Annotated in this window: 28 protein-coding genes; 11 read left to right on the forward strand and 17 right to left on the reverse strand. The window is 61.9% G+C overall.

What is annotated here, in order from left to right:
* Positions 1–278: 278 nt before the first annotated feature.
* The gene (locus tag EEQ99_RS31360) at positions 279–1097 is read left to right on the forward strand and encodes a DUF1206 domain-containing protein (protein ID WP_127431741.1); all 819 of its coding nucleotides are present in this window, start codon (positions 279–281) and stop codon (positions 1095–1097) included.
* An 89-nt stretch (positions 1098–1186) separates the two neighbouring features.
* Here EEQ99_RS31360 and EEQ99_RS31365 read toward each other — a convergent pair whose 3' ends face one another.
* Both EEQ99_RS31365 and EEQ99_RS31370 read right to left on the reverse strand, forming a co-directional pair.
* On the reverse strand, positions 1187–2446 hold the full coding sequence (locus EEQ99_RS31365) for a sensor histidine kinase (protein WP_244604877.1): 1260 nt from the start codon (positions 2444–2446) through the stop codon (positions 1187–1189).
* Positions 2447–2553: 107 nt separating this feature from the next.
* Entirely contained in the window at positions 2554–3213 is a 660-nt protein-coding gene (locus tag EEQ99_RS31370; RefSeq protein WP_097623125.1) for a response regulator transcription factor, read from the reverse strand.
* 199 nt (positions 3214–3412) lie between these two features.
* Here EEQ99_RS31370 and EEQ99_RS31375 point away from each other — a divergent pair, with 199 nt between their 5' ends.
* From EEQ99_RS31375 to EEQ99_RS31400, 6 genes are all read left to right on the forward strand, one after another.
* Complete coding sequence (locus tag EEQ99_RS31375; protein WP_127431742.1) at positions 3413–3733, forward strand: hypothetical protein; 321 nt, start codon at positions 3413–3415, stop codon at positions 3731–3733.
* 34 nt (positions 3734–3767) lie between these two features.
* Complete coding sequence (locus EEQ99_RS31380) at positions 3768–4238, forward strand: DUF2271 domain-containing protein (RefSeq protein WP_127431759.1); 471 nt, start codon at positions 3768–3770, stop codon at positions 4236–4238.
* Positions 4239–4255: 17 nt separating this feature from the next.
* Entirely contained in the window at positions 4256–6454 is a 2199-nt protein-coding gene (locus tag EEQ99_RS31385) for a PepSY domain-containing protein (protein WP_127431743.1), read from the forward strand.
* Between the two features lies 1 nt (position 6455).
* Positions 6456–7376, forward strand: a complete 921-nt coding sequence (locus tag EEQ99_RS31390; RefSeq protein WP_127431744.1) for an FAD:protein FMN transferase — start codon at positions 6456–6458, stop codon at positions 7374–7376.
* 158 nt (positions 7377–7534) lie between these two features.
* Positions 7535–7915: a hypothetical protein gene (locus EEQ99_RS31395; RefSeq protein ID WP_127431745.1), complete on the forward strand. Its 381-nt coding sequence runs from the start codon at positions 7535–7537 to the stop codon at positions 7913–7915.
* Positions 7916–7974: 59 nt separating this feature from the next.
* On the forward strand, positions 7975–8364 hold the full coding sequence (locus EEQ99_RS31400; protein WP_174824519.1) for a DUF302 domain-containing protein: 390 nt from the start codon (positions 7975–7977) through the stop codon (positions 8362–8364).
* Between the two features lie 110 nt (positions 8365–8474).
* Here EEQ99_RS31400 and EEQ99_RS31405 read toward each other — a convergent pair whose 3' ends face one another.
* Entirely contained in the window at positions 8475–9170 is a 696-nt protein-coding gene (locus EEQ99_RS31405; RefSeq protein ID WP_097544402.1) for a VIT1/CCC1 transporter family protein, read from the reverse strand.
* A gap of 167 nt (positions 9171–9337) precedes the next feature.
* Here EEQ99_RS31405 and EEQ99_RS31410 point away from each other — a divergent pair, with 167 nt between their 5' ends.
* Together EEQ99_RS31410 and EEQ99_RS31420 are read left to right on the forward strand one after the other, a co-directional pair.
* Entirely contained in the window at positions 9338–10222 is an 885-nt protein-coding gene (locus EEQ99_RS31410; protein WP_127431760.1) for a universal stress protein, read from the forward strand.
* Positions 10223–10481: 259 nt separating this feature from the next.
* Positions 10482–10832 (forward strand): TraR/DksA family transcriptional regulator, encoded by a 351-nt coding sequence (locus EEQ99_RS31420; protein ID WP_097544400.1) that lies wholly within the window; start codon positions 10482–10484, stop codon positions 10830–10832.
* 125 nt (positions 10833–10957) lie between these two features.
* On the opposite strand, the gene ntrC is transcribed toward EEQ99_RS31420, so the two are convergent.
* From ntrC to dusB, 3 genes are read right to left on the reverse strand one after another with little or no spacing between them, the layout of a single operon-like run.
* Positions 10958–12409, reverse strand: a complete 1452-nt coding sequence (gene ntrC, locus EEQ99_RS31425; protein WP_047615004.1) for a nitrogen regulation protein NR(I) — start codon at positions 12407–12409, stop codon at positions 10958–10960.
* The gene (locus EEQ99_RS31430; protein ID WP_047615748.1) at positions 12406–13563 is read right to left on the reverse strand and encodes a two-component system sensor histidine kinase NtrB; all 1158 of its coding nucleotides are present in this window, start codon (positions 13561–13563) and stop codon (positions 12406–12408) included. The genes ntrC and EEQ99_RS31430 overlap by 4 nt, the downstream gene beginning before the upstream one ends.
* Entirely contained in the window at positions 13560–14576 is a 1017-nt protein-coding gene (gene dusB, locus EEQ99_RS31435; protein ID WP_174824520.1) for a tRNA dihydrouridine synthase DusB, read from the reverse strand. The genes EEQ99_RS31430 and dusB overlap by 4 nt, the downstream gene beginning before the upstream one ends.
* A 144-nt stretch (positions 14577–14720) precedes the next feature.
* On the opposite strand from dusB, the gene EEQ99_RS31440 reads away from it, so the two are divergent.
* Both EEQ99_RS31440 and EEQ99_RS31445 read left to right on the forward strand, forming a co-directional pair.
* Complete coding sequence (locus EEQ99_RS31440) at positions 14721–15938, forward strand: bifunctional 2-C-methyl-D-erythritol 4-phosphate cytidylyltransferase/2-C-methyl-D-erythritol 2,4-cyclodiphosphate synthase (protein ID WP_047614998.1); 1218 nt, start codon at positions 14721–14723, stop codon at positions 15936–15938.
* Entirely contained in the window at positions 15938–16438 is a 501-nt protein-coding gene (locus tag EEQ99_RS31445) for a CinA family protein (protein WP_047614996.1), read from the forward strand. The genes EEQ99_RS31440 and EEQ99_RS31445 overlap by 1 nt, the downstream gene beginning before the upstream one ends.
* A 16-nt stretch (positions 16439–16454) precedes the next feature.
* Here the strand turns inward: EEQ99_RS31445 and EEQ99_RS31450 are convergent, their stop codons facing one another.
* From EEQ99_RS31450 to EEQ99_RS31500, 11 genes are all read right to left on the reverse strand, one after another.
* Positions 16455–16907: a type II toxin-antitoxin system RatA family toxin gene (locus EEQ99_RS31450; RefSeq protein ID WP_047614994.1), complete on the reverse strand. Its 453-nt coding sequence runs from the start codon at positions 16905–16907 to the stop codon at positions 16455–16457.
* Between the two features lie 9 nt (positions 16908–16916).
* A complete protein-coding gene (locus tag EEQ99_RS31455; protein ID WP_127431748.1) occupies positions 16917–17513 on the reverse strand; it encodes a P-loop NTPase family protein in 597 nt (198 codons plus the stop codon).
* A complete protein-coding gene (locus EEQ99_RS31460; RefSeq protein WP_127431749.1) occupies positions 17510–18076 on the reverse strand; it encodes an AAA family ATPase in 567 nt (188 codons plus the stop codon). The genes EEQ99_RS31455 and EEQ99_RS31460 overlap by 4 nt, the downstream gene beginning before the upstream one ends.
* A gap of 68 nt (positions 18077–18144) precedes the next feature.
* Positions 18145–19116 carry a lipoyl synthase gene (gene lipA / locus EEQ99_RS31465; protein WP_063475516.1) on the reverse strand — a complete coding sequence of 324 codons (972 nt, stop codon included), beginning with the start codon at positions 19114–19116 and terminating at the stop codon, positions 18145–18147.
* Between the two features lie 46 nt (positions 19117–19162).
* Positions 19163–19411, reverse strand: coding sequence for a GlsB/YeaQ/YmgE family stress response membrane protein (locus EEQ99_RS31470; protein WP_047614990.1), 249 nt, complete (start codon positions 19409–19411; stop codon positions 19163–19165).
* A 19-nt stretch (positions 19412–19430) separates the two neighbouring features.
* Positions 19431–19685 carry a GlsB/YeaQ/YmgE family stress response membrane protein gene (locus EEQ99_RS31475; RefSeq protein ID WP_003539329.1) on the reverse strand — a complete coding sequence of 85 codons (255 nt, stop codon included), beginning with the start codon at positions 19683–19685 and terminating at the stop codon, positions 19431–19433.
* Between the two features lie 54 nt (positions 19686–19739).
* A complete protein-coding gene (gene lpdA / locus EEQ99_RS31480) occupies positions 19740–21185 on the reverse strand; it encodes a dihydrolipoyl dehydrogenase (RefSeq protein ID WP_097544392.1) in 1446 nt (481 codons plus the stop codon).
* Positions 21186–21201: 16 nt separating this feature from the next.
* Entirely contained in the window at positions 21202–21783 is a 582-nt protein-coding gene (locus EEQ99_RS31485) for a GNAT family N-acetyltransferase (RefSeq protein ID WP_063475514.1), read from the reverse strand.
* 2 nt (positions 21784–21785) lie between these two features.
* Entirely contained in the window at positions 21786–22427 is a 642-nt protein-coding gene (locus EEQ99_RS31490; RefSeq protein WP_047614987.1) for an SGNH/GDSL hydrolase family protein, read from the reverse strand.
* A gap of 19 nt (positions 22428–22446) precedes the next feature.
* The gene (locus tag EEQ99_RS31495; RefSeq protein ID WP_127431750.1) at positions 22447–23808 is read right to left on the reverse strand and encodes a pyruvate dehydrogenase complex dihydrolipoamide acetyltransferase; all 1362 of its coding nucleotides are present in this window, start codon (positions 23806–23808) and stop codon (positions 22447–22449) included.
* A gap of 15 nt (positions 23809–23823) precedes the next feature.
* A complete protein-coding gene (locus tag EEQ99_RS31500; protein ID WP_063475513.1) occupies positions 23824–25209 on the reverse strand; it encodes a pyruvate dehydrogenase complex E1 component subunit beta in 1386 nt (461 codons plus the stop codon).
* Position 25210 lies beyond the last annotated feature (1 nt).

The following is a 25210-nucleotide window of genomic DNA, read 5'->3' on the forward strand; positions in this document are numbered from 1 at the left end:
AGCGCGCAACGACTCGATCGGGAGCGAAATACCTAAACCCTTGCGTGACCTTTAAGCAACGCATTGTGGCGAAAATGCAACGCACCCCGTCACATTGTCAAGCCGCGCCACCTCGTTCTGCGACGGTATCCACGTCCAGTCTGACGCCCGGCCGCGAGCGCCCGGTCCATTCCAGTGATGTGCCGTTGTCTGCAATCCAGCAAAGCTTTGCCAGCCCCAGCAAACTTTCGGGAGATTGGCGCGTTAACATCGCGCATTTCGACAGACAGGGACCGCAGATGATCAAAGGATCTCGATTTGATATGCTTGCCAAAGGCGGCTACGCGGCACGCGGCATCGTCTTTCTGCTTGTAGCGGGGCTTGCCCTCTTCTCCGGCGTGACAGGCGGCCGGCCCGAGACGAAATCGGCGCTTTCGACGCTCCTTGGGCAGCCGCTCGGCCGCGTCTGGGTCGGAGTGATCGGCCTCGGCCTTCTCGGATTTGTTGCCTGGAGGCTTGCCCAATCGCTGGCGGATACAGACGGCCACGGGAGGGACGCAAAAGCATTGGCGATTCGGGCCGCCCTCTTCGGCAGTGCCATCACTTACCTCGGAGTTGCCGGCTATGCCCTTGGAAATGCTCTTTTCCCGGGGGGCGCCAGCGAGGGTTCGGGTGAGAAGGGCCTGGCGGGATGGATCATGTCGCAGCCGTTCGGTTCCTACCTTGCGATCGCCGTAGGCGTAGGTTTTGTCATCGGCGGCGTCGTGACAGCTGTGAAGGGCATCACCAGGAAGTTCGAGCGCTACCTTCGGGTCCCTGACAACAAGGGTATCGTGACGTTCGTATGCATTTACGGCCTGGTCGCCCGCGGCGTAGTCTTCGCGGTTACAGGAATACTTTTCGCCTATGCAGGTTTCCGGGTGGATCCCAGACAGGCCGGCAGCATGGGCGATGCTCTGGAATGGCTCCAACAGCTTCCGCTCGGGTCATTTCTGTACATCGCCGTCGCCGTTGGCTTGGCGGCTTTCGGAATCTACAATCTTGTAGAGGCACGGTACCGCATCGTCCGGAGTCCATCGATAGCCGAGGCGAAGCGTTCGATCTCGGTGGCGGGTTAACGTCGCTTTGCCAGCGGCAAGGTGCCGATATACCGAGGTTGAGCCGGCAGAAACTGCGTCCGCAATGGCGAGGGCGGGACATACCGGCGTCAGGGGTGAGCCACAGGCAGGTTTATTTCAACCTGAACACCTTCGCTCCGCGCGACTCGCGGAGACACCATCTTCACATCGGCTCCGATGCGATCGGCGATGGCCGTGACAATGGCAAGCCCTACACCGCTTCCCCCGATTTTGACATTCCCCCGCTCAAAGCGCTGCATCAGTCTGTTTATGGCATCGGGGGACAGCGTCGGGCCGTCATTGGCAACGATCAGCAGGCCGCCCCGCTGAAGTGAAACCTCGACCTTTCCATCTTGCGCTCCGTGTTTCAGCGCGTTCTCAACCAGATTGCGGCAGAGAATACCGACTGCGTCCGGATCCAGCATCGAAAGCACCGGCACCATCGGCACTGTCAACGAGACTCGTCCCTCTCCGGCCCGGGCAAAATCCTGAAGAACCATCTGCAGGACGGTTCTGAGATCGGAAGGCTCGTCACTTTGCAGACGTCCACCCTCGGCACGAGCAAGCTGCATCAGTTTTTCCGATATGCGCATCAACCGCTTCAGCGTAGTCTCGATCTCCGTCGCCCGCTGGCTCGTCAGCTTTTCCTTGGTTTCAGAGCGAATGCGTTGCGCCTGCGCGATTGCGCCGGCCACCGGCGTACGAAGCTCGTGCGCGGCATTCGCAGCAAATGCGCGCTCGGCGTGGAACGCTGCTGTCAGGCGGTCGAGAAGCTGGTTGACACCTGCCGAAATCGGAAGAAGCTCGGTTGGCAGGCCACTGTCGGTGACGGGCGACAAGTCCTGCGCGCCGCGATTGGCCAGTTCCTGCCTGAGTGCGCGCACCGGGCGCAAGGAGCGGCGCACCGCGAAATAGATTGCGAGCAGGCTGAGAGGGATCACGACGATCAGCGGCAGGACGAGACCCAGCAGCATCTTGCGTGACAATTCCGTGCGATGGTCGAGCGGTTCGGCAACGGCAATTGTCAGGTTGCCGTCGAAGCTCGCATCGTAATAGAGCTGGTGCGTTTCGGTTCGAAGAAAGCCTCGCTTCGTGAACGGCGGGAAGCTTGAGGCATCAGCACCCTTCGAACCGAGCAGCACCTGCCCGTTTTGATCACGCACGATGAAGCTTACGTCTTCGCCGTAGCGTGCCTCTCGGCCGAGGCGTGCATCACCGTCGTCGTCCTCAACATTGTCGTCGTGGTCAGTCGCATCGCGGTTTTGATGGCCTTCGCGCAGGTCGTGCCGGGCAATCGGCAAAATGCGCTGCGCTGTGGCCTTCAGCCCATCGTCGAACACCTCTTCCATCTGCCCGCCTAGGCGGTGCGCCGTCACGGCTGCCGCCGCAAGCCACAGCAGCGTCACCGAAAGGCCGAGGGCGAGCGCCAGGCGCGTCTGCAGCGAAGCGCCGATTCTCATGGCCGCCCCAGACGATAGCCGAGCCCGCGCTCGGTCTCGATCACATGCGTGCCGAGCTTCTTGCGCAACCGGCTGACGTGGACCTCGATGGCGTTGCTGTCGATTTCCCTATCGAAGGAATAGAGCCGCTCTTCGAGTTGCGCCTTCGAAAGAAGCTGGGCGGGACGTTGCAGGAAGGCCTCAAACAAGACCCATTCTCGCGCCGTCAGAACCACAGCCTTGCCATTCACCGTGATGCTTCTGGCGGCGAGGTCGATGGCAAGCGGGCCGAGCGTGATGTTGGGATTGGGATTGCCGGCATAACGGCGCGCCACCGACCCGATCCGCGCCGAAAGCTCCGCGAGATCGAAGGGCTTCACCATGTAATCGTCGGCGCCGGCGTTCAATCCGGCAATACGGTCGGAGACCTGATCGAGCGCGGTCAGGATCATGACAGGTGTCACGTCACCCCGCCCGCGCAACGCCTTCAGGAAGGGAATGCCAAGCCCATCGGGCAGCATCAGATCGAGCAGCACCAGATCGTAGGCAGCGGCAACGATCGCATCGTTTGCCTGGTCGAGCCGGTTAACCCAATCGACGGAATGTCCGTCGGCGGCGATCTGGTCGCGAATAGCCGCGCCCAGCGCCGTATCGTCCTCGATTAGCAGAACCCGCATCGCTTTTTCCGTTTCTCTCATCTCCTAGTCCACCGGCCAACTTACGGGAAGCTGAAGCAATGTCGCGCCGTTTGTCAGGTACCGGTCAGTTTAGGACGCGATTGAGACGCTCGAAACGAGAGGAAGGTCGTCCCGCTCGATGAACGCTGCGCGGATCGCTGCCCCTCTCCCGAGCAAGATGCCCAACCGGAGATCACATATGATGTACCGCAATATTCTTCTGGCCGCATACGCCAGCATCGGCTTCTTCGCCGCCTTCGGCAGTCAAGCCATGCCCTTCCCCCCACTGACGACGAGCGCCGGCACGGTATTGGCCGGTTACCAAGAAAGCGACGACGATGATCACCAGAAGGAACTGCAGCGCCGGCATGACGACGACGGCCGTTATGCCGCCGATGACTGCGAAGACGAGGATGTCGAGGCCTGCGGTCGGGGCAGCGCGGCGCAGCAACTGAACGCCACTCCGCCAAACAACGGCCTATTCACACCTGGTTCCAGGCCGCAAGCCCAGACGAACTGAAGCGCCAGTCCTGCCAAGGAGAATATCGATGAGAATGAAATCCTTTCTTGCCATGCTTGCAGTCACCACGGCCCTTACCGTTCCCGGCCTTGCCATGGCGCGTGAAGTGACCCTCACCACCAGCATGCGCAACTATGGCGGGGATGGCGCCTATCTCGCCTATTACGTGACCGATGCGCAGAACAAATATGTCGGCAGCCTCTGGATGGCAGGGGGCAAGACCAGGTATTACGAGCATCTCAGCGGCTGGTACCGCGCCACCGGCGGCGATACCAGCCAGATCAACGGTATCACCGGCGCCAGCGTTGGTGCAGGCCGCTCACTCAAGGTCACGGTCGATCTTGCCGATACACTGTTCGATGCCGGCTATCAGCTTCATATCGATTCCGCCGTGGAAGACATGCGCGACAGCCCGAACGAGATCGTGGTGCCGCTGACATCGGCAGGCTCGGGCCAAAAGGTGAAGGGTACGCGCTACATCGCCGCCTTCACCTATGCGCGTTGAGCAGGAGGACGCCGGTTATGAACCGCTCGCTCCACCGCTGGTTCGGGCTGATCGCCGCGGCGCTTCTCACCGTCCTCGCGCTGAGCGGCGCCCTACTCTCTATCTTCCCTGCCGCAGAGGCGCTCACCATGCCTGCCGCGCAACGCGTCAGCGTCGCGGAACTCGCCGCGCGAGTCCGGGCGGCAGAGCCTACGGTGGAACAGATCAGACGGGCGCCGTCCGGGCAGATCACCGCCTATTACTACGAAGGCGACCAACCCGCCTCCGCCGTCATCGACTCTGCCACCGGCATGCCGGTCGGTAGTGGCGAAACCTCGGCGCTGGAGCGCTGGTTGATCAATCTCCATCGATCGCTTTTCCTTGACGATACCGGAAGGCTCATAGCGGCTGGCGGTGCGGCCACAATGCTTGCCCTTGCAATTTCCGGACTGTTCCTGATGGCAAGGCGCGCCGGCGGCTGGCGCTTCGTTCTGAAATCCGTTCGCGGCACAGGTGATGGACGATTACATGCCGTGGTCTCGCGCCTTGCCCTGCCTGGCCTCTTCCTCTCCGAGCTCACTGCGCTCTGGATGACGGCTGCTGTTTTCGGGGTATTGCCGGAAGGCGCCGGTGCACCGGCCTTCCCTGCCGACGTCAGCGGCAATACCGGCGTGGCGCTCACCTCTGTCCCTCTGTTTCGAGAGACGCCGGTCGATGATCTGCTCTCGTTGAATTTCCCCGCTACGGGCGACGCGACCGATGTTTTCACACTCAAGACTGCAAGGGGAGAAGCTTATATCGACCAAGGCAGCGGTGCGCTGCTGGCCTGGTCGGACGCCGGTTGGGTCGACACGGTCACGCGCCTCATCACGATGCTGCACACGGGGCACGGGCTGGCTTGGCTCGGGCTCATCCTCGGGTTCTCCGCACTTGCGGTACCCGTCCTCGGCTGGACAGGCCTATGGGTCTGGCTCAGGGGACGCCGCGACCCGAAGCTCGCCTCGGCTGCCGCTAGCGGGGCCGATACAATCCTGCTTGTCGGCAGCGAGAGCGGCACGACCTGGGGTTTCGCCAATACGCTGCAGACCGCTCTTTCCGCACAGGGCGTTCGCGTCTACGTCGGCCCGATGTCCAAATTCGAGCCGGGCCGCTGGTTGAAGGCGCGGCGTGTGATTCTGTTAGCCGCGACCTATGGCGATGGTACAGCACCCGCCTCCGCCAAAGGCTTCATCGAGCGCTTCGGGGGAGCGCATGCAAGCGCCGGCCTGCCGCTCGCGGTACTCGGTTTCGGCGATCGCAGCTTCCCGGCCTTCTGCGGGTTCGCCGCCGAGGTTGCGAGAATTGCCAAGGACAAGGGTTGGGCCTCCCTTATACCTTTCGACACGGTAGATCGCCAATCGCCACAGGATTTCGCCCGTTGGGGACGGCGCCTGGCCGAGACGCTTGGTCTCGATTTCGAACTGAACCACCAACCGACTGTTCCGAAGACCTGGAGATTGCCGCTCATATCCCGCCGCGACTATGGCGCAAGCATACAGGCCACCACCGCCATCCTCCGCTTTGCCCTGCCGAAGACTTCGCTCTGGCAGCGTCTGGCGGGCAAGGCATTCCCACGGTTCGAGGCGGGAGATCTGGTCGGCATCGTGCCGCAGGGCTCGGATCTGCCGCGCTTCTACTCGCTTGCTTCCGGTCTCAAGGATGGCTTTCTCGAAATCTGCGTCCGCAAGCAAGTGGGAGGGCTTTGCTCGAGCCAACTCATCGCATTGAAACCCGGTGATACCATTGCGGCCTTCGTGCGGCCAAACCCCTCGTTCCGCCCGGCCCGGGGAGGCAAACCCGTCATTCTCATCGGCGCCGGCGCCGGAATCGGTCCTCTTGCCGGCTTCGCCCGCCGAAACCGGGCGGGCCGCGCCATGCACCTCTATTTCGGAACTCGCCATCCAACCAGCGACGCGTTTTACGCCGAGGAGCTTTCCCACTGGAAAAAGGATGGCCGGCTGACCTCGGTATCGACCGCCTTTTCGCGAACTGCGAGCCCGGCCTACGTGCAGGATATTCTGCGCAAGGACGCCGAGCGCATCGGCAAACTGATCGCCGCAGGCGGTCAGGTTCTCATCTGCGGCAGTCGGGATATGGCGGCGGCCGTCGCCGCCGTGCTCGCCGACATATTGGCGGCGCAGGGCTTCAACCTCACACGCCTGAGAGCCGACGGCCGCTATGCCGAGGACGTCTACTAAGATGAAGCGCTACGCGATCAACGGTCCGACCATGGGTGCGTGCTGGTCCGCCGTCTTTCACATGCCATCGGATTTCGATGTCTCTTCCGCCCGCAGGGCGATGATCGACGCCGTGACGGAAGTCGACAAACAAATGTCCAACTGGAGGCCTGAATGCGACCTGAACCGCTTGAACGCCGCCCGGCCCGGTGGATGGGTTGCCCTCCCCGACGGGCTGCTCACCGTGCTGGGAGCTGGTCTTGCCATCGGCCACATTTCAGGCGGTGCCTTCGATATCGGCATGGGTGATGCCACCGCCGCATGGGGTTTCGGTCCGGCGGAGGCAAGCGAGGACCGGATCAGGACCGCCCGCCTTGCGAAGCGCAGCCCGGCTCATGATGTTCTGGAGCTGGACAGGGCCGCCGGCCGCGCCCGCAAGCACTCCGAGATGTGCTTCGATCTCAATGGCATCGCCAAGGGCTATGGCGTCGATCAGCTGTCGAAGGCTGCGCGTCAGCACGGTATCGAAGCCGGCCTCTTCGCCATCGACGGCGAAGTGCGAGCGCTCGGCACTCAGCCCAACGGTCGCGGCTGGAGCGTCGCCGTCGAGATGCCAAACCCGGAAGTGCGCGCCGCGCATTCCATGCTCGAGCTACAGGATTGCGCCGTGGCAACGTCCGGCGACTATCGACACTGGATCGACGTCGCCGGCTATCGTCTGTCGCACACTATGGACCCGCAGCTCGGCATGCCGCTTAGAGATCCGCCTGCCTCAGCGACCGTGCTCGCCTGCGATTGCATGAGCGCCGACGCCTGGGCGACGGCAATGATGGTTCTCGGCGAAGCGTGCGGTCTTGCCCTCGCCGAAAAGCTTGGTCTCTCCGTTCTCTTCCTCAAGCATGACCAGCCGACAGGAATCGGATGCGGCCTGTTTGCGCGGTGATCACCTTCCGAACGGCCAGATCAAAGGTCATCTGCCACGCGGCTTTAGACCAACCATCCAAGTGGTTTGATCCAGCGCAATGTGTGAAGCCGGGATGCATCCTACTCTGAATCGCCTCTCCAGTTCGTGGAGGATAATGCTCAAAGAGGAGACGAAGTATGTCCATGGTCAGACTGCCAACGATCACTCTGCTGGCCTTGCTCGGTGTGGTCGGCGCTTTCGGCACCGCATCCGCCCAGACGAAAAGTCCAGACCCGGCCTCGTCGGAGGATAAGCCTGGGGCCGACGAAACGGAAATGATGCCAGGCATGATGGGCCGCAACATGACACCGGGCATGTACGAAAGAATGCGCATGATGGGACCAATGCGCGGTCATATTATGAAGATCATGTTCGCCATCACAGATAGCGACGGGGACGGCGGGGTTTCTTTCGAAGAGTTGACCGCCATCCACAAGCGCGTCTTCGACGCGGTCGACGCGAACAATGACGGTAAGGTTACGCCTGAGGAAATGCAGGCCTTTATGCAGGACATGTGATCGGAGACTCGGCATTTGCCGGCCGTTGCAGGGAAGCAACCGCCGAAAGGAGACTTCTCATGACCTATACGCTCGATAGAACCCTCTGGGCGATCAGTTTCGACGATGCGGTCGGCAGAACGAGATCCGCTCTCATCAAGCACGGTTTCGGGGTTCTGACGGAGATCGATGTCAAGGCGACCATGAAGAAAAGGATCGATGCCGACATCGACGATTACCTCATCCTCGGAGCCTGCAATCCTCGCATGGCGTTCGAGGCGCTGAAACTGGAACCGAAGGTGGGGGCGATGCTGCCGTGCAATGTCATCCTGCGCGCCGTCGACGGCGGCAATGTCATGGTCAGCGCCATCGATCCGGTCGCGTCGATGCAGGCAATCGACAACGAAATGCTGACCACTTTGGCAGGCAAGGTCCGCTCGATGCTTGCGGATGTTGTGACGGACGTTTGAAACCCACCCAACGGAGAGCCGGCTACAGAATCCGTTTTGCATGTGGATCGGAGAACACGGTGACGGCCGCGGCAGAGAAATCGACCAATCCTCGCATCTGACCCGTCCGGTCAGACTGCGGTGCCAACCAGCGCTCCGATTCCGGCCGTCAGCGCCATCGCGAAGGCGCCCCAGAAGGTGACGCGAGTCGTGGCTCTCAGGACATTTGCGCCACCCGCTTGCGCACCGATCGCGCCCAGCAGCGCGAGGAAAGCCAAAGACGCGCCTGCAACGCCATAGACCAGCATCGAGGCGGGTGAAAGGACAACCATCATCAGGGGTAATGCAGCTCCCACCGCGAAGGTGACGGCCGACGTCAAGGCGGCCTCAATGGGCCGGGCTGCCATGTGATCAACGATACCGAGTTCGTCACGCGAATGCGCGTCGAGAACGTTATTGGCCGTCAGTTGGACCGCGACCTGCCTGGCCAGATCGTGGCTGAGGCCGCGTTTGACGTAGATTTGCGTCAACTCATCGAGTTCAGCATCGGGCTGCGTCTCCAACTCCGTCCGTTCCCGCGCGAGATCGGCTTCCTCGGTATCGGCCTGCGAGCTCACCGACACGTATTCACCGGCTGCCATGGACATCGCGCCCGCAACCAGACCAGCCGCGCCCGCGACAAGTATCTGCGAGGTTCCGGCGGATGCGGTGGCGACGCCCATGATCAAGCTCGCCGTCGAGACGATCCCATCGTTTGCGCCGAGGACGGCGGCCCGGAGCCAGCCGATGCGGGAGACGAGGTGATTTTCCGAATGCAATCTGCTCATGACGGTCTCCAGGATGCGACATTAACGAAGGGCAGCAACATCGAACATGAGCAACGCCGCACGCGCGATCACACAGCCAATTTCATATCGGTCCTCGGCCAACAAGGATTTGACAACGATCAACTTGGCCGGTGCAATTGCGTTACATCAATGCCGAATGGCGACGAATGGAGATAGATGATTGCAATCGTGGCGGTTCGCGAGAGATGGAGCAGGACATGACGGCACAATATTTTCTCCCGCTATCAACATATCCCAATTCAAGTTCGGGACTGATCATTTCAAACGCTGTAGCGTTTGCCGGGCACTACGGTGCCAGTCTTCATGCCTGCGCGCTGAGGGTCGGGATTCCGCACATTCCAAACGCCTGGTCATCGCTACTGCTCGATACTCCAAAGATGATCGAGCATGCCGAGACTCTAAGCCGTGAGCGCGCCGAAACGCTTATTGCAGCAGCGACCAACCTCGCAGCGAACGCCAAGGTCGAACTATCTTGCCGAACGGTCAAAACCACCGTGCCGCTGCTGCACGAGACCTCAGCCACCGAAGCACGTTTTTTCGATCTGGCCATTCTCGAATGTGTCGCGGATGTTCCGGACACTCGTATTGTCGCCGAAGCGGTCATATTCGGCTCCGGCCGGCCGGCCGTCATCATCCCCAACAAGACCCTGGCGGGTCCGATCGACCATCTGGTCATCGCCTGGGACGGAAGCCGAACCGCCGCTCGGGCCGTCAGCGATGCAAACCCATTCATTCGCAAGGCCAAGCGGGTTACGGTCCTATCGCTGACGGGCGAAAAGCCGCTGCCGGAGACAAGCGGAGCGCACCTTGCTGAGATCCTGGTATCGAGCGGCGTCAATGCAAGCGCAACGGCCGCTCGCGTTACTTCGTCGTCGATCGGTCAGAGCATTCAGCAAACGGCATTGGAACTGAGCGCCGATATGCTGGTCATGGGAGGATTTGGACACTCGAGGTTGCGAGATTTCGTCCTGGGCGGGGCAACCGATGGCGTCCTGGAAAAGCCTTTGCTGCCAGTGCTCATGTCGCATTGACGGAAACTGTCCGGATGGATCCATGACCTGCTTCTGTCGTTTCCAATTCAACGCCGTCGGCGAAAAGCCAAACTGAAACAGCACCTGCAAGCTGGCCTTCGCCCGAGGAAATCTCGACACTGGCCAACCGAAAGCCAGCTTGATGCGGATCAATGCGACGGACGCCCAACACGCCTAGGTTTGCGGCTCCCGTCAAGGGCGAGACTTCCCAGTAAAACAAGGTGTCGGTCGCGAATATGAGGCCGGCCGGAGAGCGACCATGCAGAAGCATTCCTCCTCGCAAACGAGGCAGCATCTCGAAAAGCACAAGGCGATCCTTGACCAACGCCGGCGCGAGCTACAAACCCGCCTGCAAGCGATCGAACATGATTTCGTGCAGCCTCGGAATCCTGATGACGATGATCGCGCCACAGAGCGCAATAACGATGAAGTCCTGGAAGAGCTCGGCGAGGCTGGACAGAAGGAACTCCTGGCCGTACAGGCGGCACTGGACCGGATACAAGCCGGAACCTTTGGCACTTGTGTAAAGTGCGGCAGGCCGATCAGCGAGAGGAGGCTTGACGCCGTTCCTCACACACCTTTCTGTCAGTCTTGCGCGCAGTCGATCTGAAGCCTGAGTTGCAGGGTCACCATGCTGGTGAAGCGATGTCCGACATCAGGCCAACTCAGTCGGAGCGTGCGCCGATGAGCCATTCATAAACGTCCTCGCGACCGGGGAGCCCGGCCAGAGCCCGCTCAGGCGGTGCGGGAGCTCCTATAGACCGACACGCCAAGTTCCCTGATCTTCTTGCGCAAGGTATTTCGATTGAGACCAAGGAGATCGGCAGCCTTGATCTGGTTGCCGCGCGTCGCCGTCAGGGCGGCGAGGATCAGCGGATATTCCAGTTCGGTCAGCACGCGGTCGTAGAGGCCGGGCGGCGGCAGGTTTTCGCCGAAGCTTGCGAAGTAGGTGCGCATATTCTCCTCGACGGCTTGCGCGATCGTCATCGACCCGCTGCGGATCGGCCCCTTGTCGATCGGGCTGTCGGGCACGTCGGAGCGCAGCTCGGCGTCGATGATCTCGCGGGTGATGACATCCTGCGGATAGAGCGCCATCAGGCGGCGGATGAGGTTTTCCAGCTCGCGGACGTTGCCCGGCCAGGCGTAGGCCTTCATCAGTTCCAGGGCCTCCTGATCGAAGCGCTTGGAGCCGAGGCCTTCCTTTTCGGCCTGCTGGATGAAATGGCGCACGAGATCGGGAATATCCTCGGCGCGGTCGCGCAGCGGCGGCAGGCGCAGCGGCACGACATTGAGCCGGTAATAGAGATCTTCGCGGAACAGGCCCTGGTTGATCGCCTGCTTCAGGTCCTTGTTGGTGGCGGCGACGATGCGCACATCGGTGCGGATCGGCGTGCGGCCGCCGACAGTGGTGTATTCGCCCTGCTGCAGGACGCGTAAGAGCCGCGTCTGGGCGTCCATCGGCATGTCGCCGATTTCGTCGAGGAAGAGCGTGCCGCCCTCGGCCTGCTCGAAGCGGCCGGTCGAGCGGGTCTGCGCGCCGGTAAAGGCGCCCTTCTCATGACCGAAGAGTTCCGATTCGATCAGGTCGCGCGGGATCGCCGCCATGTTGATCGCGACGAAGGGGCCGTTGCGGCGCTTGCCATAGTCATGCAGCGCGCGGGCGACGAGCTCCTTGCCGGTGCCGGATTCGCCGGTGATCATCAGCGTCAGGTCCGTCTGCATCAGGCGTGCGAGCACGCGATAGATTTCCTGCATCGCCGCCGACCGGCCGACCAGCGGCATGCCGTCCTGCATATCCTCTTCGAGCTTGGCGGGCTTGCGTTTCGGCTCGGCGAGCGCACGGCCGATAATGCCGATCAGCTCGGTCAAGTCGAAGGGCTTCGGCAGATAGTCGTAAGCGCCCTTCTCCGAGGCCTTGATGGCGGTCATGAAGGTGTTCTGCGCGCTCATGACGAGAACCGGCAGGTCGGGACGCGCCTTCTTGATGCGCGGCAGCAGGTCGAAGGCGTTTTCGTCGGGCATCACCACATCGGTGACAACAAGATCGCCCTCGCCGGCGGAAATCCAGCGCCAGAGGGTAGCGGCGTTGGAGGTGATGCGGACGTCATAGCCGGCGCGGCTCAAAGCCTGGTTGAGCACGGTCCGGATGGCCGCATCATCATCTGCAACAAGGATCGTGGCTGTCATCGAGAAGGTCCTGTCGAGCTTGCGGTAGTGGCGTCTTCGAGCGAGGCGTCCTTCGACGCCGGCATGAGAACGCGGAATGTCGTGCGGCTGTTCTGGCTGTCGCATTCGATAATGCCGCCATGATCGCCGATGATCTTGGCGACCAGCGCAAGGCCGAGGCCGCTGCCGTTCGGCTTGGTGGTGATGAACGGATCGAAGAGATGCGGCAACAGATCGGAGGGGACGCCGGGACCATTGTCGTGGACGCAGAATTCCAGCGGCAGCGAGATCTTTTCGCGGGTGCCGGCGACCGACAGGCGGATGCCGGGGCGATAAGCCGTCGTCAGCATGATCTCGCCGTCCGGGCGATCGCCGACCGCTTCGGCGGCGTTCTTCACCAGATTGAGGAAGACCTGCACGAGCTGGTCGCGATTGGCATAAACGGCCGGCAGCGACGGGTCATAACTCTCGGTGACGCGGATATTGCGGGCAAAACCCGCCTTGGCGACCGCCTTCACATGATCGAGCACGGAATGGATATTGACCGGCATTCGGTCGACGGGACGTTCGTCGGAAAAGACTTCCATGCGATCGACCAGCGAGACGATGCGATCGGTCTCGTCGCAGATCAGCCGGGTCAGCGCCCGGTCGTCGTCGATCGCAGACTGCTCGAGCAGCTGGGCAGCGCCGCGTATGCCGGAAAGCGGATTCTTGATCTCGTGCGCCAGCATCGAGGCGAGGCCGGTCACCGAACGGGCAGCAGCGCGATGCGTCAGTTGCCGGTCGATCTTATCGGCCATCGAGCGTTCCTGAAAGACGATGACGACGGCGCCGGGTTCGCTGAGCACCGGGGCGACGTAGAGATCGACGAGCTTGTCCTGGCCGAGGCGCGGCGAACTCAGGTCGACGCGATATTCGTTGACCGGCGCCTTGCGCTCGCGAACCTGATCGATCAAGGCCAGCAACGGGCTGCCGAAGGGAATGAAGGTCGAAATCCGGTACCGCGCCAGATGCGAGGCGCTGGCGCCGAAGAAGGCCTCGGCCTCCCAATTGGCGAAAACGACGAAGCCGGATTCGTCGACCATGATAACGGGGTTCTGGATGGCGTTCAGCACGGCCATGGCGACGGTGGTTCCGCCGGCCTGATCGGACGGAGATGTCATATCCTTCGTCATGCCGCCTCCCGGCTGTCGACAACACCTGCCGCCAATGCATCGTAAAGCCGTGCAGCCACCTCGCTGGGATTGCGCGAGGTCATGATCGCAGCCTTTTCGCCGCCGGCGAGATCCGGGGCGAAACGCTGGAGATACCAGCCCAGGTGTTTGCGGGCATGGCGGATGGCCACCGCTTCGCCGTAGAAATCCAGCATCATCCGGTAGTGCTCGACGGCGATATCGGCGATTTCAAGCGACAGCGGCTCGGCCACACCTGATATGACGCCGGCATGCCACGGCCTGCCCTGGCAGCCCCTACCGATCATGACGGCATCGGCGCCGGAGCGGCGCAATATTTCCTGCGCGTCGCCCGCGGTTTCGACATCGCCATTGGCGATCAGCGGTATGGAGATTACCTCGCGGACAGCGCGGATCGCGTCCCAATCGGCACGGCCTTCGTAGAATTGCATGCGGGTGCGCCCGTGAATGGTCACAAGCTGGATACCGGCCGCCTCGGCGCGGCGCGCGATGTCGGGCGCATTGATCGAATTCTCATCCCAGCCGAGGCGCATCTTCAGCGTCACCGGAATGTCGACGGCCTTGACCGTCGCCTCGATCAGGCCGAGCGCGTGATCGGGATCGCGCATCAGCGCCGAACCGGAATAACCGCCGATCACTTTCTTCGCCGGGCAGCCCATATTGATGTCGATGATATCGGCACCATGATCGGCGGCGATCTTGGCGGCTTCCGCCATCCAGTGCGCCTCGCGTCCGGCAAGCTGCACCATATGCGGCCGGAAGCCCGCAGCCCGCAGCCGCGACCACGATTCGGCCGTGTCATTGACCAATTCGCGGCTCGCCACCATTTCGGTGACGACGAGGCCGGCGCCGAAGCGCCAGGCAAGCTCGCGGAAGGGCATATCCGTGACGCCGGACATCGGCGCCAGCACAACGCGGTTCCGCACGGACACAGGTCCGATTCGGAAAGACGCTGCGAGGTCCTTGGAAATCAAATGATTATCTTTCGGGCACACAATAGAACTGCATTATTTTTAGCCACTATTCCCTAGCTTGCCAAGGGGGCTGGGATGGGAATTGATATTTTTCGGGCAGATGCTGGAAAACGCCAAAGCAAGACGTTAGAGCACTCGGGTCAATTCCGCATAATTAGGGGATTTATGCTGCAAATGCCTTCTAAGCAACCGATATCGGCTGGAATTGTCATCGTCGCCGCCGGCCGCGGCGAGCGCGCAGGATCCTCCAAGGAAGGCCCCAAGCAGTATCGCATGATCGGCGGCAAGCCGGTTATCGTCCATACGCTTGAAAACTTCATGACATGGGAAGCGGCAAAGCAGATCGTCGTCGTCATTCATCCCGATGACGAGGCGCTGTTTGCAAGAGCTTTCCGCCACATCATCTCGGCAACGCCGATCGAAACGGTGCATGGCGGCGCGACCCGGCAGCAATCCGTGCTGGCCGGCCTCAGATACCTCAAGGACAAGCAGATCAGCCACGTGCTGATCCATGATGCCGTGCGGCCGTTCTTCGACCATGAGCTTCTGGATCGTATTGCCGACAGCCTTGGCAACGGCGCGCAGGCGGTGTTGCCGGCGATCCCGGTCACCGATACGCTGAAACGCGCCGACAGCACCGGCACCGTGCTGGCGACGGTTTCGCGCGAGCACCTCTATGCGGCGCAGACGCCGCAATCCTTCGCCTTCGAAACGATCCTCGATGCGCATGAGAAGGCGGCCGCCAGCGGACGAAGCGATTTCACCGACGATGCTTCGATCGCCGAATGGCTGGGCATTCCGGTGACGATCGTCGAGGGCACGGCCGATAACGTCAAGCTGACGGTCAAGGACGATATCGCCATGGCCGACGGTAAGCTGTCGGCTTCGCTGCTTCCGGACGTGCGCACCGGCAACGGCTACGACGTGCACCAGCTCGAAGCCGGCGATGGTGTCACACTCTGCGGCGTGTTCATTCCGCATGACCAGAAGCTCAAAGGCCACTCCGATGCCGACGTCGCGCTGCATGCGCTGACGGATGCGCTGCTTGCCACCTGCGGTGCCGGCGATATCGGCGATCATTTCCCACCGTCCGATCCGCAATGGAAGGGCGCGCCCTCAAAGATCTTCATCGAACACGCTGCCCGGATTGTGCGCGAGCGCGGGGGCACGATCATGAATGCCGATGTCTCGCTGATCGCCGAAGCGCCGCGGGTCGGCCCGCATCGCGACGCCATGCGGGCGAAACTGTCGGATTATCTCGGCATCGATATCGAGCGCTGCTCGGTCAAGGCGACGACCAACGAGACGATCGGCTTCGTCGGCCGGCGCGAAGGCATTGCGGCGATTGCGACGGCAACCGTCGTCTATCGCGGGAGAAAGTGATGAGCCTGTTTCCTCCGGATATCATTTCGGCAGCGGAGACGATCATCCGTGAGTTCACGGCCGCCGGGCTGATGCTGTCCACAGCCGAATCCTGCACCGGCGGGTTGATCGCCGGGGCGCTGACTGAGATATCGGGCTCCTCCGCCGTCGTCGATCGCGGCTTCGTCACCTATACGAATAGCGCCAAGGTGGACATGCTCGGCGTGCAGGCGGAAACGCTGCTGCGCTTCGGGGCGGTCTCCGAGGAAACGGCGCGGCAGATGGTGCATGGCGCCCTCTTCCGCTCGCGCGCCGAGATCGCCGTTGCCGTCACCGGCATTGCCGGCCCCGGCGGCGGATCGGCGGAAAAACCGGTCGGCCTCGTGCACCTCGCCGCCAAATCGCGCACCAGCGCGTTCATCCACCGAAAGATGCTCTATGGCGATATCGGCCGCAGCGAGGTTCGGCTGGCAACGGTCAGGACGGCGCTGGAGATGGTGCATTCGCTCTTCGCCGGCTGAAAGGGTAATCGTCCCGTCAGGCCGCAGCGTAGATCCTGTTTGCCCTGGTCTCGAAGGCTTCGGTGAACATGCGGAAGGCGCGGTCGAACATCGAACCCATCAACGCGCCGAGAATGCGGCTCTTGAACTCGTAATCGATGAAGAAATCGACGGTGCAGCCGCCAGTCGGCATCTCCGAGAAGTGCCAGCGATTGTCGAGATATTTGAACGGGCCATCGATATATTTGACCTCGATGACCTGCTCGGCCCGGTTCAGAAGCACCTGTGTGGTGAAGGTCTCGCGGATCGCCTTGTAGCCGACCGTCATATCGGCGACGAGCAGGATCTTGCCGTCGCGCTCCTTGCGGCTTCGAATGGTCAGCGCTTCGCAGAGCGGCAGGAATTCCGGATAGCGCTCGACATCGGCGACGAGATCGAACATCTGTTCGGGCGTGTGCGGGACGGGACGGTGCGTTTCGAATTGCGGCATAGGCGGCAATTAAGCGGGCGCGTGGAGAAGATCAAGAAGCTCGCGCACCTCACGACGGGATTTTAGCTGGAGAACGGGCACATCAGGACCGTGCTCGGCGATGCCGGAGATAATGCGAGGCACGAACTTGTCTTCGAAGGTCCAGATGAAGCGGAGAAACTCCCAATCGATCTTCTCAATGGAACCCGCCGCCATTTCCGGCCGGGTGCGGCCGATCCATCTCACCCACCGACTGACCACGCCCCAGATGCAGAGAAGCCGCGGCATGCGCACCCAGATGACGAAATCGGTGCGCGGTAGCCGAATGTCTAAGGAGGACGGGTTCGTGCCGTCCATTATCCAACGTTCTTCGAGTATCCGGCTGGCGATGATATTTCTCTGCTCGCCCCTGTCGCGCGTCACCCAGCCGGGAAGCCAAAAGACGTCGCGGTCGAGCGAAATATAGGAAAGCCGGAAGCGTGTGGCGATCTTCAACGACAGAGTGGATTTACCGCCGCCCGAGCAGCCCATGACGAGGATGCGGCGTGCTGTACCGATATGCTGCGCAGCCAGTCTGAGATCGGCGATCTGCTGTCGCGGTGGCAGCTCTGCCCTCAGGTCCATCATGCAACTCCCTTGAGCCCATGCGCGAGAACGGCGAAGCGGCGAGCTGCCTTTCGCGATCTTATGATGACAGTGGAATTGAGAAGCCGATAATCCCGAAGTGCTGCTTCGATCAAGGGGGCGGCATCCCGCTCGAAATTCCAGATATAGGCAAGCAAGTCCAGCGAGAGGTGTTCGGGACAGCCGGCAGGCAGCTCGGGACGGTTGCGCCGGAAATAGCGCAAGCCTCTCGATATTGCTCCGTACAGGCAGGCAGATCTGGGCAACCGAAGCCAAATGACGGTTTCGGCACGCGGAAGGCGCAAATGGAAGGAGCTCAGCCCGGTTCCATCCATGATCCAGCGTTCTTTCGCCACCGCCTTGGCGATCAGGCTGTCGATCTCGTCGCGCTGCCTCTTTCGCCACCCCGGTAGCCAGTAGAAGTCGCGATCCATCGATATGTAATCAAGGCCGAGCGCTTGCGACAGCCGCTTTGCCAGCGTGCTCTTGCCGCTGCCGGGACAGCCGATCACCAGGATACGGTCGACTTCGACCAGCGTCGATTTCAATCCGGATGTGCCGTTCATCGTCGATTGCTCAAAGAAAAACCGCGGCAAAAATCGCCGCGGTTCATTCAAAAAGCAAGTACCGGATCTTACTCGGCGGCCATCAGCAGCTTCTTCTCCCGTGCCGCCCGCAATCGCGCGAAGTCGTCGCCGGCATGGTGCGAGGAGCGGGTCAGGGGGCTCGAGGCGACCATCAGGAAACCCTTGCTGTAGGCGACGGTCTCGTATGACTTGAACTCGTCGGGCGTGACGAAGCTCATGACCTTGTGGTGCTTGCGGGTCGGCTGCAGGTACTGGCCGATCGTCAGGAAATCGACGTCGGCGGTGCGCAGATCGTCCATCAGCTGGAGGACTTCGTTTCGTTCTTCGCCGAGGCCGACCATGATGCCTGATTTGGTGAACATGGTGGGATCGAGTTCCTTCACCCGCTGCAGCAGGCGAATGGAATGGAAGTAGCGGGCGCCGGGGCGAACCGTCAGATAATTGCCGGGCACGGTCTCCATATTGTGGTTGAAGACGTCGGGCTTGGCGGCGACGACCCGTTCCAGCGCTCCAGGCTTCTTCAGGAAGTCCGGCGTCAGGATCTCGATCGTCGTCATCGGCGAGGCCGCCCGGATTGCCCAGATCACCTTTTCGAAGTGCTCGGCGCCGCCGTCTGCCAGGTCGTCACGGTCGACCGAGGTGATGACGACGTGGCTGAGGCCCATCTCCTTGACCGCCTTGGCGACATTCTCAGGCTCGGCCATGTCGAGGGCATTCGGCTTGCCGGTGGCGACGTTGCAGAAGGCGCAGGCGCGGGTACAGATCTCGCCCATGATCATGAAAGTCGCGTGCTTCTTGTCCCAGCACTCGCCGATATTCGGGCAGCCAGCCTCTTCGCAGACGGTGACGAGCTTGTGCTCCTTCACGATCGCACGCGTCTCGGCATAACCCTTGGAGGTCGGCGCCTTGACGCGAATCCAGTCCGGCTTGCGCATGACTTCCGTATCCGGGCGATGCGCCTTCTCCGGATGCCGCACGCGCTTGGCGTCGGGATTGATCGTGTCGAGGATGGTCACCATTGCAGTTTCAGCTTTCTACCGCCTCTATGCGGCACATCATTCGGATCTAGCGCCGCACCAGTCGCACAAGGAATATCAACAGGCAGGCGCCGAGGAAACCCGTCACGAAGTAACCGAGCCGTCCGCCGACCACCTGGACATGGAACTGCGCGAGGACGGCGCTGGCGACGACCGAGCCGACGATGCCGAGCACGATGTTCAGGAAAATCCCGTATCGTGCTTCCATCAGCTTGCCGGCGAGCCAGCCCGCAAGTCCGCCGATGATGATTGCCGAAATCCAGCCGACGCCTTCCATTCCTGCCCTCTTTTGCCCCTTAAGCGACCGCTCTTGCGATCAGAACCACGATAATGGCGCCGACCGTGGCGTGGATGATCTGCACTACAAGCGCGTTCTCAATGCCCAGCGAAATGCCGAGCGCGCTGAACAGATAACCGCCGACGAAGGCGCCGATGATGCCGCTCAGCAGGCATCTTATCAACCCGCCGCCGCCGACGACCAGACTTGCGAGGAAGCCTGCAACCAGGCCGATCAGCAGAAATACCAGCAACGCCTGCGTCTCCATAGACATGATGATTTCCTTTCGTTTTTTCCACCCCGTGATACAGGGCGGATTGGGAAATTATCAAGCATTCAATACACGGCCGTAGGCATCGAGCACCGCTTCCTTCATCGTTTCCGACACGGTGGGATGCGGGAAGATCGTGTGCATCAGCTCTTCCTCGGTTGTTTCGAGGTTCATCGCGACGACGAAGCCCTGGATGAGCTCGGTGACTTCAGCGCCAACCATATGGGCGCCGAGCAGTTCGCCGGTCTTCTTATCGAAGATCACCTTCACCATGCCCTGGTCTTCGCCAAGCGCGATCGCCTTGCCGTTTGCCGCAAAGGAGAAGCGACCGACGCGGATGTCACGGCCCAGCTCCTTGGCTTTGGCTTCGGTGAGGCCGACGGAGGCGACCTGCGGATTGCAATAGGTGCAGCCCGGGACCTTGCCCTTGTCTGTGGGATGAACGTTCGGCAAGCCGGCGATCTTTTCGACGCAGACGACGCCCTCATGCTCTGCCTTGTGCGCCAGCATCGGCGGGCCGGCGACATCGCCGATCGCATAGATGCCGGCGACATTAGTCTTGCCGTAACCGTCGACGACGACGCAGCCGCGGTCGGTCTTCACACCAAGCGCCTCGAGGCCAAGATTTTCGATGTTGCCCTGAACGCCGACGGCCGAAATCAGCCGGTCGGCAGTGATCTGCTGCACTTTGCCATCGGCCGTCTCGACATGCGCGGTGACGCTGCCGGCGCCCTTCTCGACCTTCGAAACCTTGGCGCTGGTGAAGATCTTGAGGCCACGCTTTTCAAGCTGCTTGCGGGCAATCGCGGTGATTTCGGCATCTTCGACCGGCATGATGGTCGGCATGACTTCGACGACCGTCACGTCGACGCCCATCGAGCGATAGAAGCTTGCGAATTCGATGCCGATCGCGCCCGAGCCCATGACGATCAGCGACTTCGGCAGCGCATCCGGCTTCAGCGCCTCGAAATAGGTCCAGATCAGCTTGCCGTCCGGCTCGATGCCAGGCAGCGCGCGCGGGCGGGCGCCGGTGGCGATGATGATGTGCTTGGCGGTATAGGTGCCCTCGCCCTTGACGTTCTTCGGCAGCGGGTGCTGCGGCTCGACGACGGCCTTCGACGACTTGCCGACGACGATCTCGCCGGGCTTGGAAAGCTTTCCTTCGCCCCAGATGATGTCGATCTTGTTCTTCTTCATCAGGAAGCCGACGCCGGCATTCAGACGGGCGGAGACGGCGCGCGAGCGGCCAACGACGGCCTTGGCATCCGGCTTGACCGTGCCCTCGAGAACGAGACCGTAATCCTTGAAGTGATTTGCATGATCGAGGACTTCGGCCGAGCGCAGCAGCGCCTTTGTGGGTATGCAGCCCCAGTTCAAGCAGATGCCGCCCATATGCTCGCGCTCGACGATCGCGGTCTTGAGGCCAAGCTGGCTGGCGCGAATAGCGGCGACATAGCCGCCGGGCCCCGAACCGATGATGATGACGTCGTAGGATTCAGCCATGTGTTTCCTGCCTTTGTTACGCTGCGCTGCGGGTCATGAGCACCCACGCGTGTCTCTTGCTGTTATCGAAGAGCGGCACGGCATCGGCACGCGCAGCCTCCAAGAATCCGTTTCTTCCATAAAGCGACAAAGCCGCTTCGTTATCACTTGCGGTAATGAGACTGACGGAGCGGCGATCGGCCCTTTCGATCTGATCCTCCAGCAATCTGCGTCCGATGCCGATGCCGCGCAGGTGGCGATAGACGCCGAGACTGCCGATGAACCAGCTACCCACAACCGTTTTCTGCAAGGCGAGCATCGGCTCGGTCGCCGGAACTGTCGCCTCGATCTTATCTATGCCTTCCTCCAGCGCGTGGCCGATCGCCACGCCTGCGACCTCGCCATAGGCCTCGGCGATGACGGCATCCCGCCAGCCGCCGACAGCCTCTTCCTCGCTCATCTTCAGCCGGCCCCGCTCCAGCGGCGTGTCACTCATGCCGGTCGCCACATCGGCGAACCAGAGCCAGGAGGCAAAACCGCGCGAGGCGATATCCGCCAGAATCGCCAGCTCCGAAGCATCCCGCCGTGAGGCCTGCCGGAGGGCGATGAAGGAGGTCATGGTCAGATCCCCAGCATCATCCGCACGATCGATTCCAGCCCGCGTCCGAGCGCACGCGTATTGTCCGCATCAAGGTGAATGCCATCGATCGGCGTGGTCTTGGCGACGGAGTTGCCGTCGAAGAAGCCGCAGCCGAGTTCGTCGGCAAGATCACGATAAAGCGTTGCGAGCTTGGCCGATTCCTCGATGCCGCCGGGAAAGGATGCGGCGAAGGGCACATTGCCCGTCGCGCAGATCGCCGGCGGCGCCACGATCAAGATCTCCGGCCCATCGAATTCGAAGGGCCAGGCATGATTGCGGATGAGCCGCACGAGACGGCTGATGCCCTGGCAGGCGGCAAAGGCGGACCCCGCCACGACCGGCTTCATGTCGTTGGTGCCGAGCAGAAGGATGACGAGGTCGAGCGGTGCATGCGTCTGCAGGATCGTCGGCAGGATGCGCGCACCGTTGCGGTCACAATCGGCGAGGTGGTCGTCGAAAGCGGTCGTGCGCCCATTCAGGCCTTCGGCGATGACGCGGGCCTCGCTGCCGAGCGCTGCCTGAAGCACGCTCGGCCAGCGATTCTTGTACTCATGACGGCCGATCGTCTCGGCGTCATAACCCCAGGTCAGCGAGTCACCATAGCAAAGAACGGTCTTGGTCATTTCCGCCTCCGCGCTGCTATCAGACAAGCATGCCCATCGGGTTTTCGATGTAGCCCTTGAAGGCCTGGAGCAGCTCGGCGCCGAGTGCACCATCGACGCAGCGATGGTCGGTCGACAGCGTGACCGACATCACGGTGGCGATCGCCATTTCGCCCTTCCTGACGACGACCCGCTGTTCGCCTGCGCCGACCGCGAGGATCGTCGCATGCGGCGGGTTGACGACGGCTGCGAAGTTCTTCACGCCCATCATGCCCATGTTCGAGACCGAGCTGGTGCCGCCCTGATATTCCTCAGGCTTCAGCTTGCGGTCCTTGGCCCGCTTGCCGAGATCGCGCATCTCGTTGGAGATCGTCGACAGGGTCTTTTCCTCGGCCTTGCGGATGATCGGCGTGATCAGGCCGCCGGGGATCGAGACGGCGACGCCGACATCGGCATGCTTGTGCTTGACCATGTTGCTGTCGGTCCAGGAGACATTGGCATCCGGAACGTCGCGCAGCGCCAGCGCCATGGCCTTGATGACCATGTCGTTGACCGAGAGCTTGTAGGCCGGAGCATTGTCCTTGCGCGGCGCCGCATCGTTCAGCTGGGCGCGCAGCGCCAGCAGCGCATCGAGCTCGCAATCGACGCTGACGTAGAAATGCGGGATCGTCTGCTTGGATTCGACCAGGCGCCTGGCGATCGTCTTGCGCATGCCGTCATGCGGCACGAGCTCGTAGGAGCCAGGTTCGAAGAGCTTGAGCACGGCTTCCTCAGAGGCGCCCTTCGGTGCGGCAGCGGCCGGAGCCGGCGCAGCAGCCTGCGGGGCGGCAGCGGGTGCAGGCGCAGCAGCAGCCTTGGCGCCACCGCCGGCAACAGCCGCCTCAATGTCGCTCTTGACGACGCGGCCATGCGGGCCGGAGCCTGCGACTGCCGAAAGATCGATGCCGGCTTCCTTGGCCAGACGGCGGGCGAGCGGCGACGAGAAGGTGCGGTTGCCATCAGCCGAAACCGATGCGGGTGCAGCGGCAGGTGCCGGTGCTGCAGCCGGAGCGGTTTGGGCCGGAGCCGGTGCAGCCTCGGCCTTCGGCGCAGGCGCGGCTTCAGCCTTGGGCGCCGGAGCGGCAGAACCCGCACCGTTTGCGGCAGCGGCGACATCCTCGCCATCGGCGGCGAGAACCGCAATCAGTGCATTGACCTTGACGCCTTCGGTGCCGGCGGCAACGACGAGCTTGGCGACCGTGCCTTCATCGACGGCTTCGACTTCCATCGTCGCCTTGTCGGTCTCGATCTCGGCGATCACATCGCCTGATTTGACCTTGTCGCCTTCCTTGACCAGCCATTTGGAAAGATTGCCTTCCTCCATGGTCGGAGAGAGGGCGGGCATCGTGATATTGATCGGCATCGAGCTGCCCTCCCCTTATTTGTAGCAAACAGCCTTCACCGCATCGACGACTTCGCCGACGTTCGGAAGTGCGAGCTTTTCGAGATTGGCGGCGTAGGGCATCGGAACGTCCTTGCCCGCAATCGTCAGGATCGGCGCATCGAGATAATCGAAGGCCTGCTGCATGACGCGGGTGGCGATTTCGGTGCCGACCGACGATTGCGGATAACCTTCCTCGACGGTGACCAGACGGCCGGTCTTCTTCACCGATTCGATAACGGTCGGCAGGTCCATCGGGCGAATGGTGCGAAGGTCGATCAGTTCGACGTCGATGCCGATCTTTTCGAGTTCGGCCGCCGCCTTGGTCGCATAAGTCATGCCGATGCCGAAGGAGACCACCGTGACGTCCTTGCCCGGGCGATGGATGCGGGCCTTGCCGATCGGCAGGACGAAATTGTCGAGCTTCGGCACATCGAAGTGCTGACCGTAGAGAATTTCGTTCTCGAGGAAGATCACCGGATTCGGATCGCGGATCGCAGCCTTCAGCAGGCCCTTGGCGTCGGATGCCGTGTAAGGCATGACGACCTTCAGGCCGGGGATTGCGGAGTACCAGGCAGCATAGTCCTGGCTGTGCTGGGCGCCGACGCGAGCTGCGGCACCGTTCGGGCCGCGGAAGACGATCGGAGCGCCCATCTGGCCGCCGGACATATAGAGCGTCTTGGCGGCGGAGTTGATGATGTGGTCGATCGCCTGCATGGCGAAGTTGAAGGTCATGAATTCGACGATCGGGCGAAGGCCAGCCATGGCAGCGCCGACGCCGACGCCGGCAAAGCCGTGCTCGGTGATCGGCGTATCGATGACGCGGCGGGGGCCGAATTCCTGCAGCAGGCCCTGCGTGACCTTGTAGGCGCCCTGATATTCGGCAACTTCTTCGCCCATGACGAAGACGTCTTCATTGGCGCGCATTTCCTCGGCCATGGCGTCGCGGAGCGCTTCGCGCACGGTCGTCGACACCATTTCGGTGCCGGCAGGAATTTCGGGGTCATTCGGAACGACGGCCTTCGGCTCGGCCGGAAGCGGCGCGGAGGCCGAACCGGTTTCGGTCGGCTTCTCTTCCTGGGCAACGGCAGGCGCGGCTGCTGCGGCCGGCTTGGCGGCGGAGAGATCGGCGGCGGATTCGCCATCCTGCAGCAGCACGGCGATCTTGGTGTTGACCTTGACACCTTCGGTGCCGGCATCGACGAGCAGCTTGCCGATGACACCTTCATCGACGGCTTCGACTTCCATCGTCGCCTTGTCGGTTTCGATTTCGGCGATCACGTCGCCTGAGGTGACCTTGTCACCTTCCTGCTTCAGCCATTTGGACAGCGTGCCTTCTTCCATCGTCGGAGAGAGGGCGGGCATGAGGATATCGATAGGCATG

The sequence above is a fragment of the Rhizobium anhuiense genome (assembly GCF_003985145.1).
GTDB classification, from domain to species: domain Bacteria; phylum Pseudomonadota; class Alphaproteobacteria; order Rhizobiales; family Rhizobiaceae; genus Rhizobium; species Rhizobium anhuiense.

Coding starts and splice junctions, on each gene's coding strand:
- EEQ99_RS31455 (WP_127431748.1), bottom strand. CDS start 17,513: ATGATGGACCTGAGGGCAGAGCTGCCACCGCGACAGCAGATCGCCGAT.
- EEQ99_RS31365 (WP_244604877.1), bottom strand. CDS start 2,446: ATGGAAGAGGTGTTCGACGATGGGCTGAAGGCCACAGCGCAGCGCATT.
- EEQ99_RS31470 (WP_047614990.1), bottom strand. CDS start 19,411: ATGGAAGGCGTCGGCTGGATTTCGGCAATCATCATCGGCGGACTTGCG.
- ntrC (WP_047615004.1), bottom strand. CDS start 12,409: ATGACAGCCACGATCCTTGTTGCAGATGATGATGCGGCCATCCGGACC.
- EEQ99_RS31430 (WP_047615748.1), bottom strand. CDS start 13,563: ATGACGAAGGATATGACATCTCCGTCCGATCAGGCCGGCGGAACCACC.
- EEQ99_RS31395 (WP_127431745.1), top strand. CDS start 7,535: ATGTCCATGGTCAGACTGCCAACGATCACTCTGCTGGCCTTGCTCGGT.
- EEQ99_RS31380 (WP_127431759.1), top strand. CDS start 3,768: ATGAAATCCTTTCTTGCCATGCTTGCAGTCACCACGGCCCTTACCGTT.
- EEQ99_RS31450 (WP_047614994.1), bottom strand. CDS start 16,907: ATGCCGCAATTCGAAACGCACCGTCCCGTCCCGCACACGCCCGAACAG.
- EEQ99_RS31405 (WP_097544402.1), bottom strand. CDS start 9,170: ATGAGCAGATTGCATTCGGAAAATCACCTCGTCTCCCGCATCGGCTGG.
- EEQ99_RS31375 (WP_127431742.1), top strand. CDS start 3,413: ATGATGTACCGCAATATTCTTCTGGCCGCATACGCCAGCATCGGCTTC.
- EEQ99_RS31460 (WP_127431749.1), bottom strand. CDS start 18,076: ATGAACGGCACATCCGGATTGAAATCGACGCTGGTCGAAGTCGACCGT.
- EEQ99_RS31420 (WP_097544400.1), top strand. CDS start 10,482: ATGCAGAAGCATTCCTCCTCGCAAACGAGGCAGCATCTCGAAAAGCAC.
- EEQ99_RS31495 (WP_127431750.1), bottom strand. CDS start 23,808: ATGCCGATCAATATCACGATGCCCGCCCTCTCTCCGACCATGGAGGAA.
- EEQ99_RS31390 (WP_127431744.1), top strand. CDS start 6,456: ATGAAGCGCTACGCGATCAACGGTCCGACCATGGGTGCGTGCTGGTCC.
- EEQ99_RS31370 (WP_097623125.1), bottom strand. CDS start 3,213: ATGCGGGTTCTGCTAATCGAGGACGATACGGCGCTGGGCGCGGCTATT.
- EEQ99_RS31485 (WP_063475514.1), bottom strand. CDS start 21,783: ATGACCTCCTTCATCGCCCTCCGGCAGGCCTCACGGCGGGATGCTTCG.
- EEQ99_RS31410 (WP_127431760.1), top strand. CDS start 9,338: ATGGAGATAGATGATTGCAATCGTGGCGGTTCGCGAGAGATGGAGCAG.
- EEQ99_RS31400 (WP_174824519.1), top strand. CDS start 7,975: ATGACCTATACGCTCGATAGAACCCTCTGGGCGATCAGTTTCGACGAT.
- EEQ99_RS31490 (WP_047614987.1), bottom strand. CDS start 22,427: ATGACCAAGACCGTTCTTTGCTATGGTGACTCGCTGACCTGGGGTTAT.
- EEQ99_RS31440 (WP_047614998.1), top strand. CDS start 14,721: ATGCTGCAAATGCCTTCTAAGCAACCGATATCGGCTGGAATTGTCATC.
- lpdA (WP_097544392.1), bottom strand. CDS start 21,185: ATGGCTGAATCCTACGACGTCATCATCATCGGTTCGGGGCCCGGCGGC.
- EEQ99_RS31445 (WP_047614996.1), top strand. CDS start 15,938: ATGAGCCTGTTTCCTCCGGATATCATTTCGGCAGCGGAGACGATCATC.
- EEQ99_RS31500 (WP_063475513.1), bottom strand. CDS start 25,209: ATGCCTATCGATATCCTCATGCCCGCCCTCTCTCCGACGATGGAAGAA.
- EEQ99_RS31385 (WP_127431743.1), top strand. CDS start 4,256: ATGAACCGCTCGCTCCACCGCTGGTTCGGGCTGATCGCCGCGGCGCTT.
- EEQ99_RS31475 (WP_003539329.1), bottom strand. CDS start 19,685: ATGTCTATGGAGACGCAGGCGTTGCTGGTATTTCTGCTGATCGGCCTG.
- EEQ99_RS31360 (WP_127431741.1), top strand. CDS start 279: ATGATCAAAGGATCTCGATTTGATATGCTTGCCAAAGGCGGCTACGCG.
- lipA (WP_063475516.1), bottom strand. CDS start 19,116: ATGGTGACCATCCTCGACACGATCAATCCCGACGCCAAGCGCGTGCGG.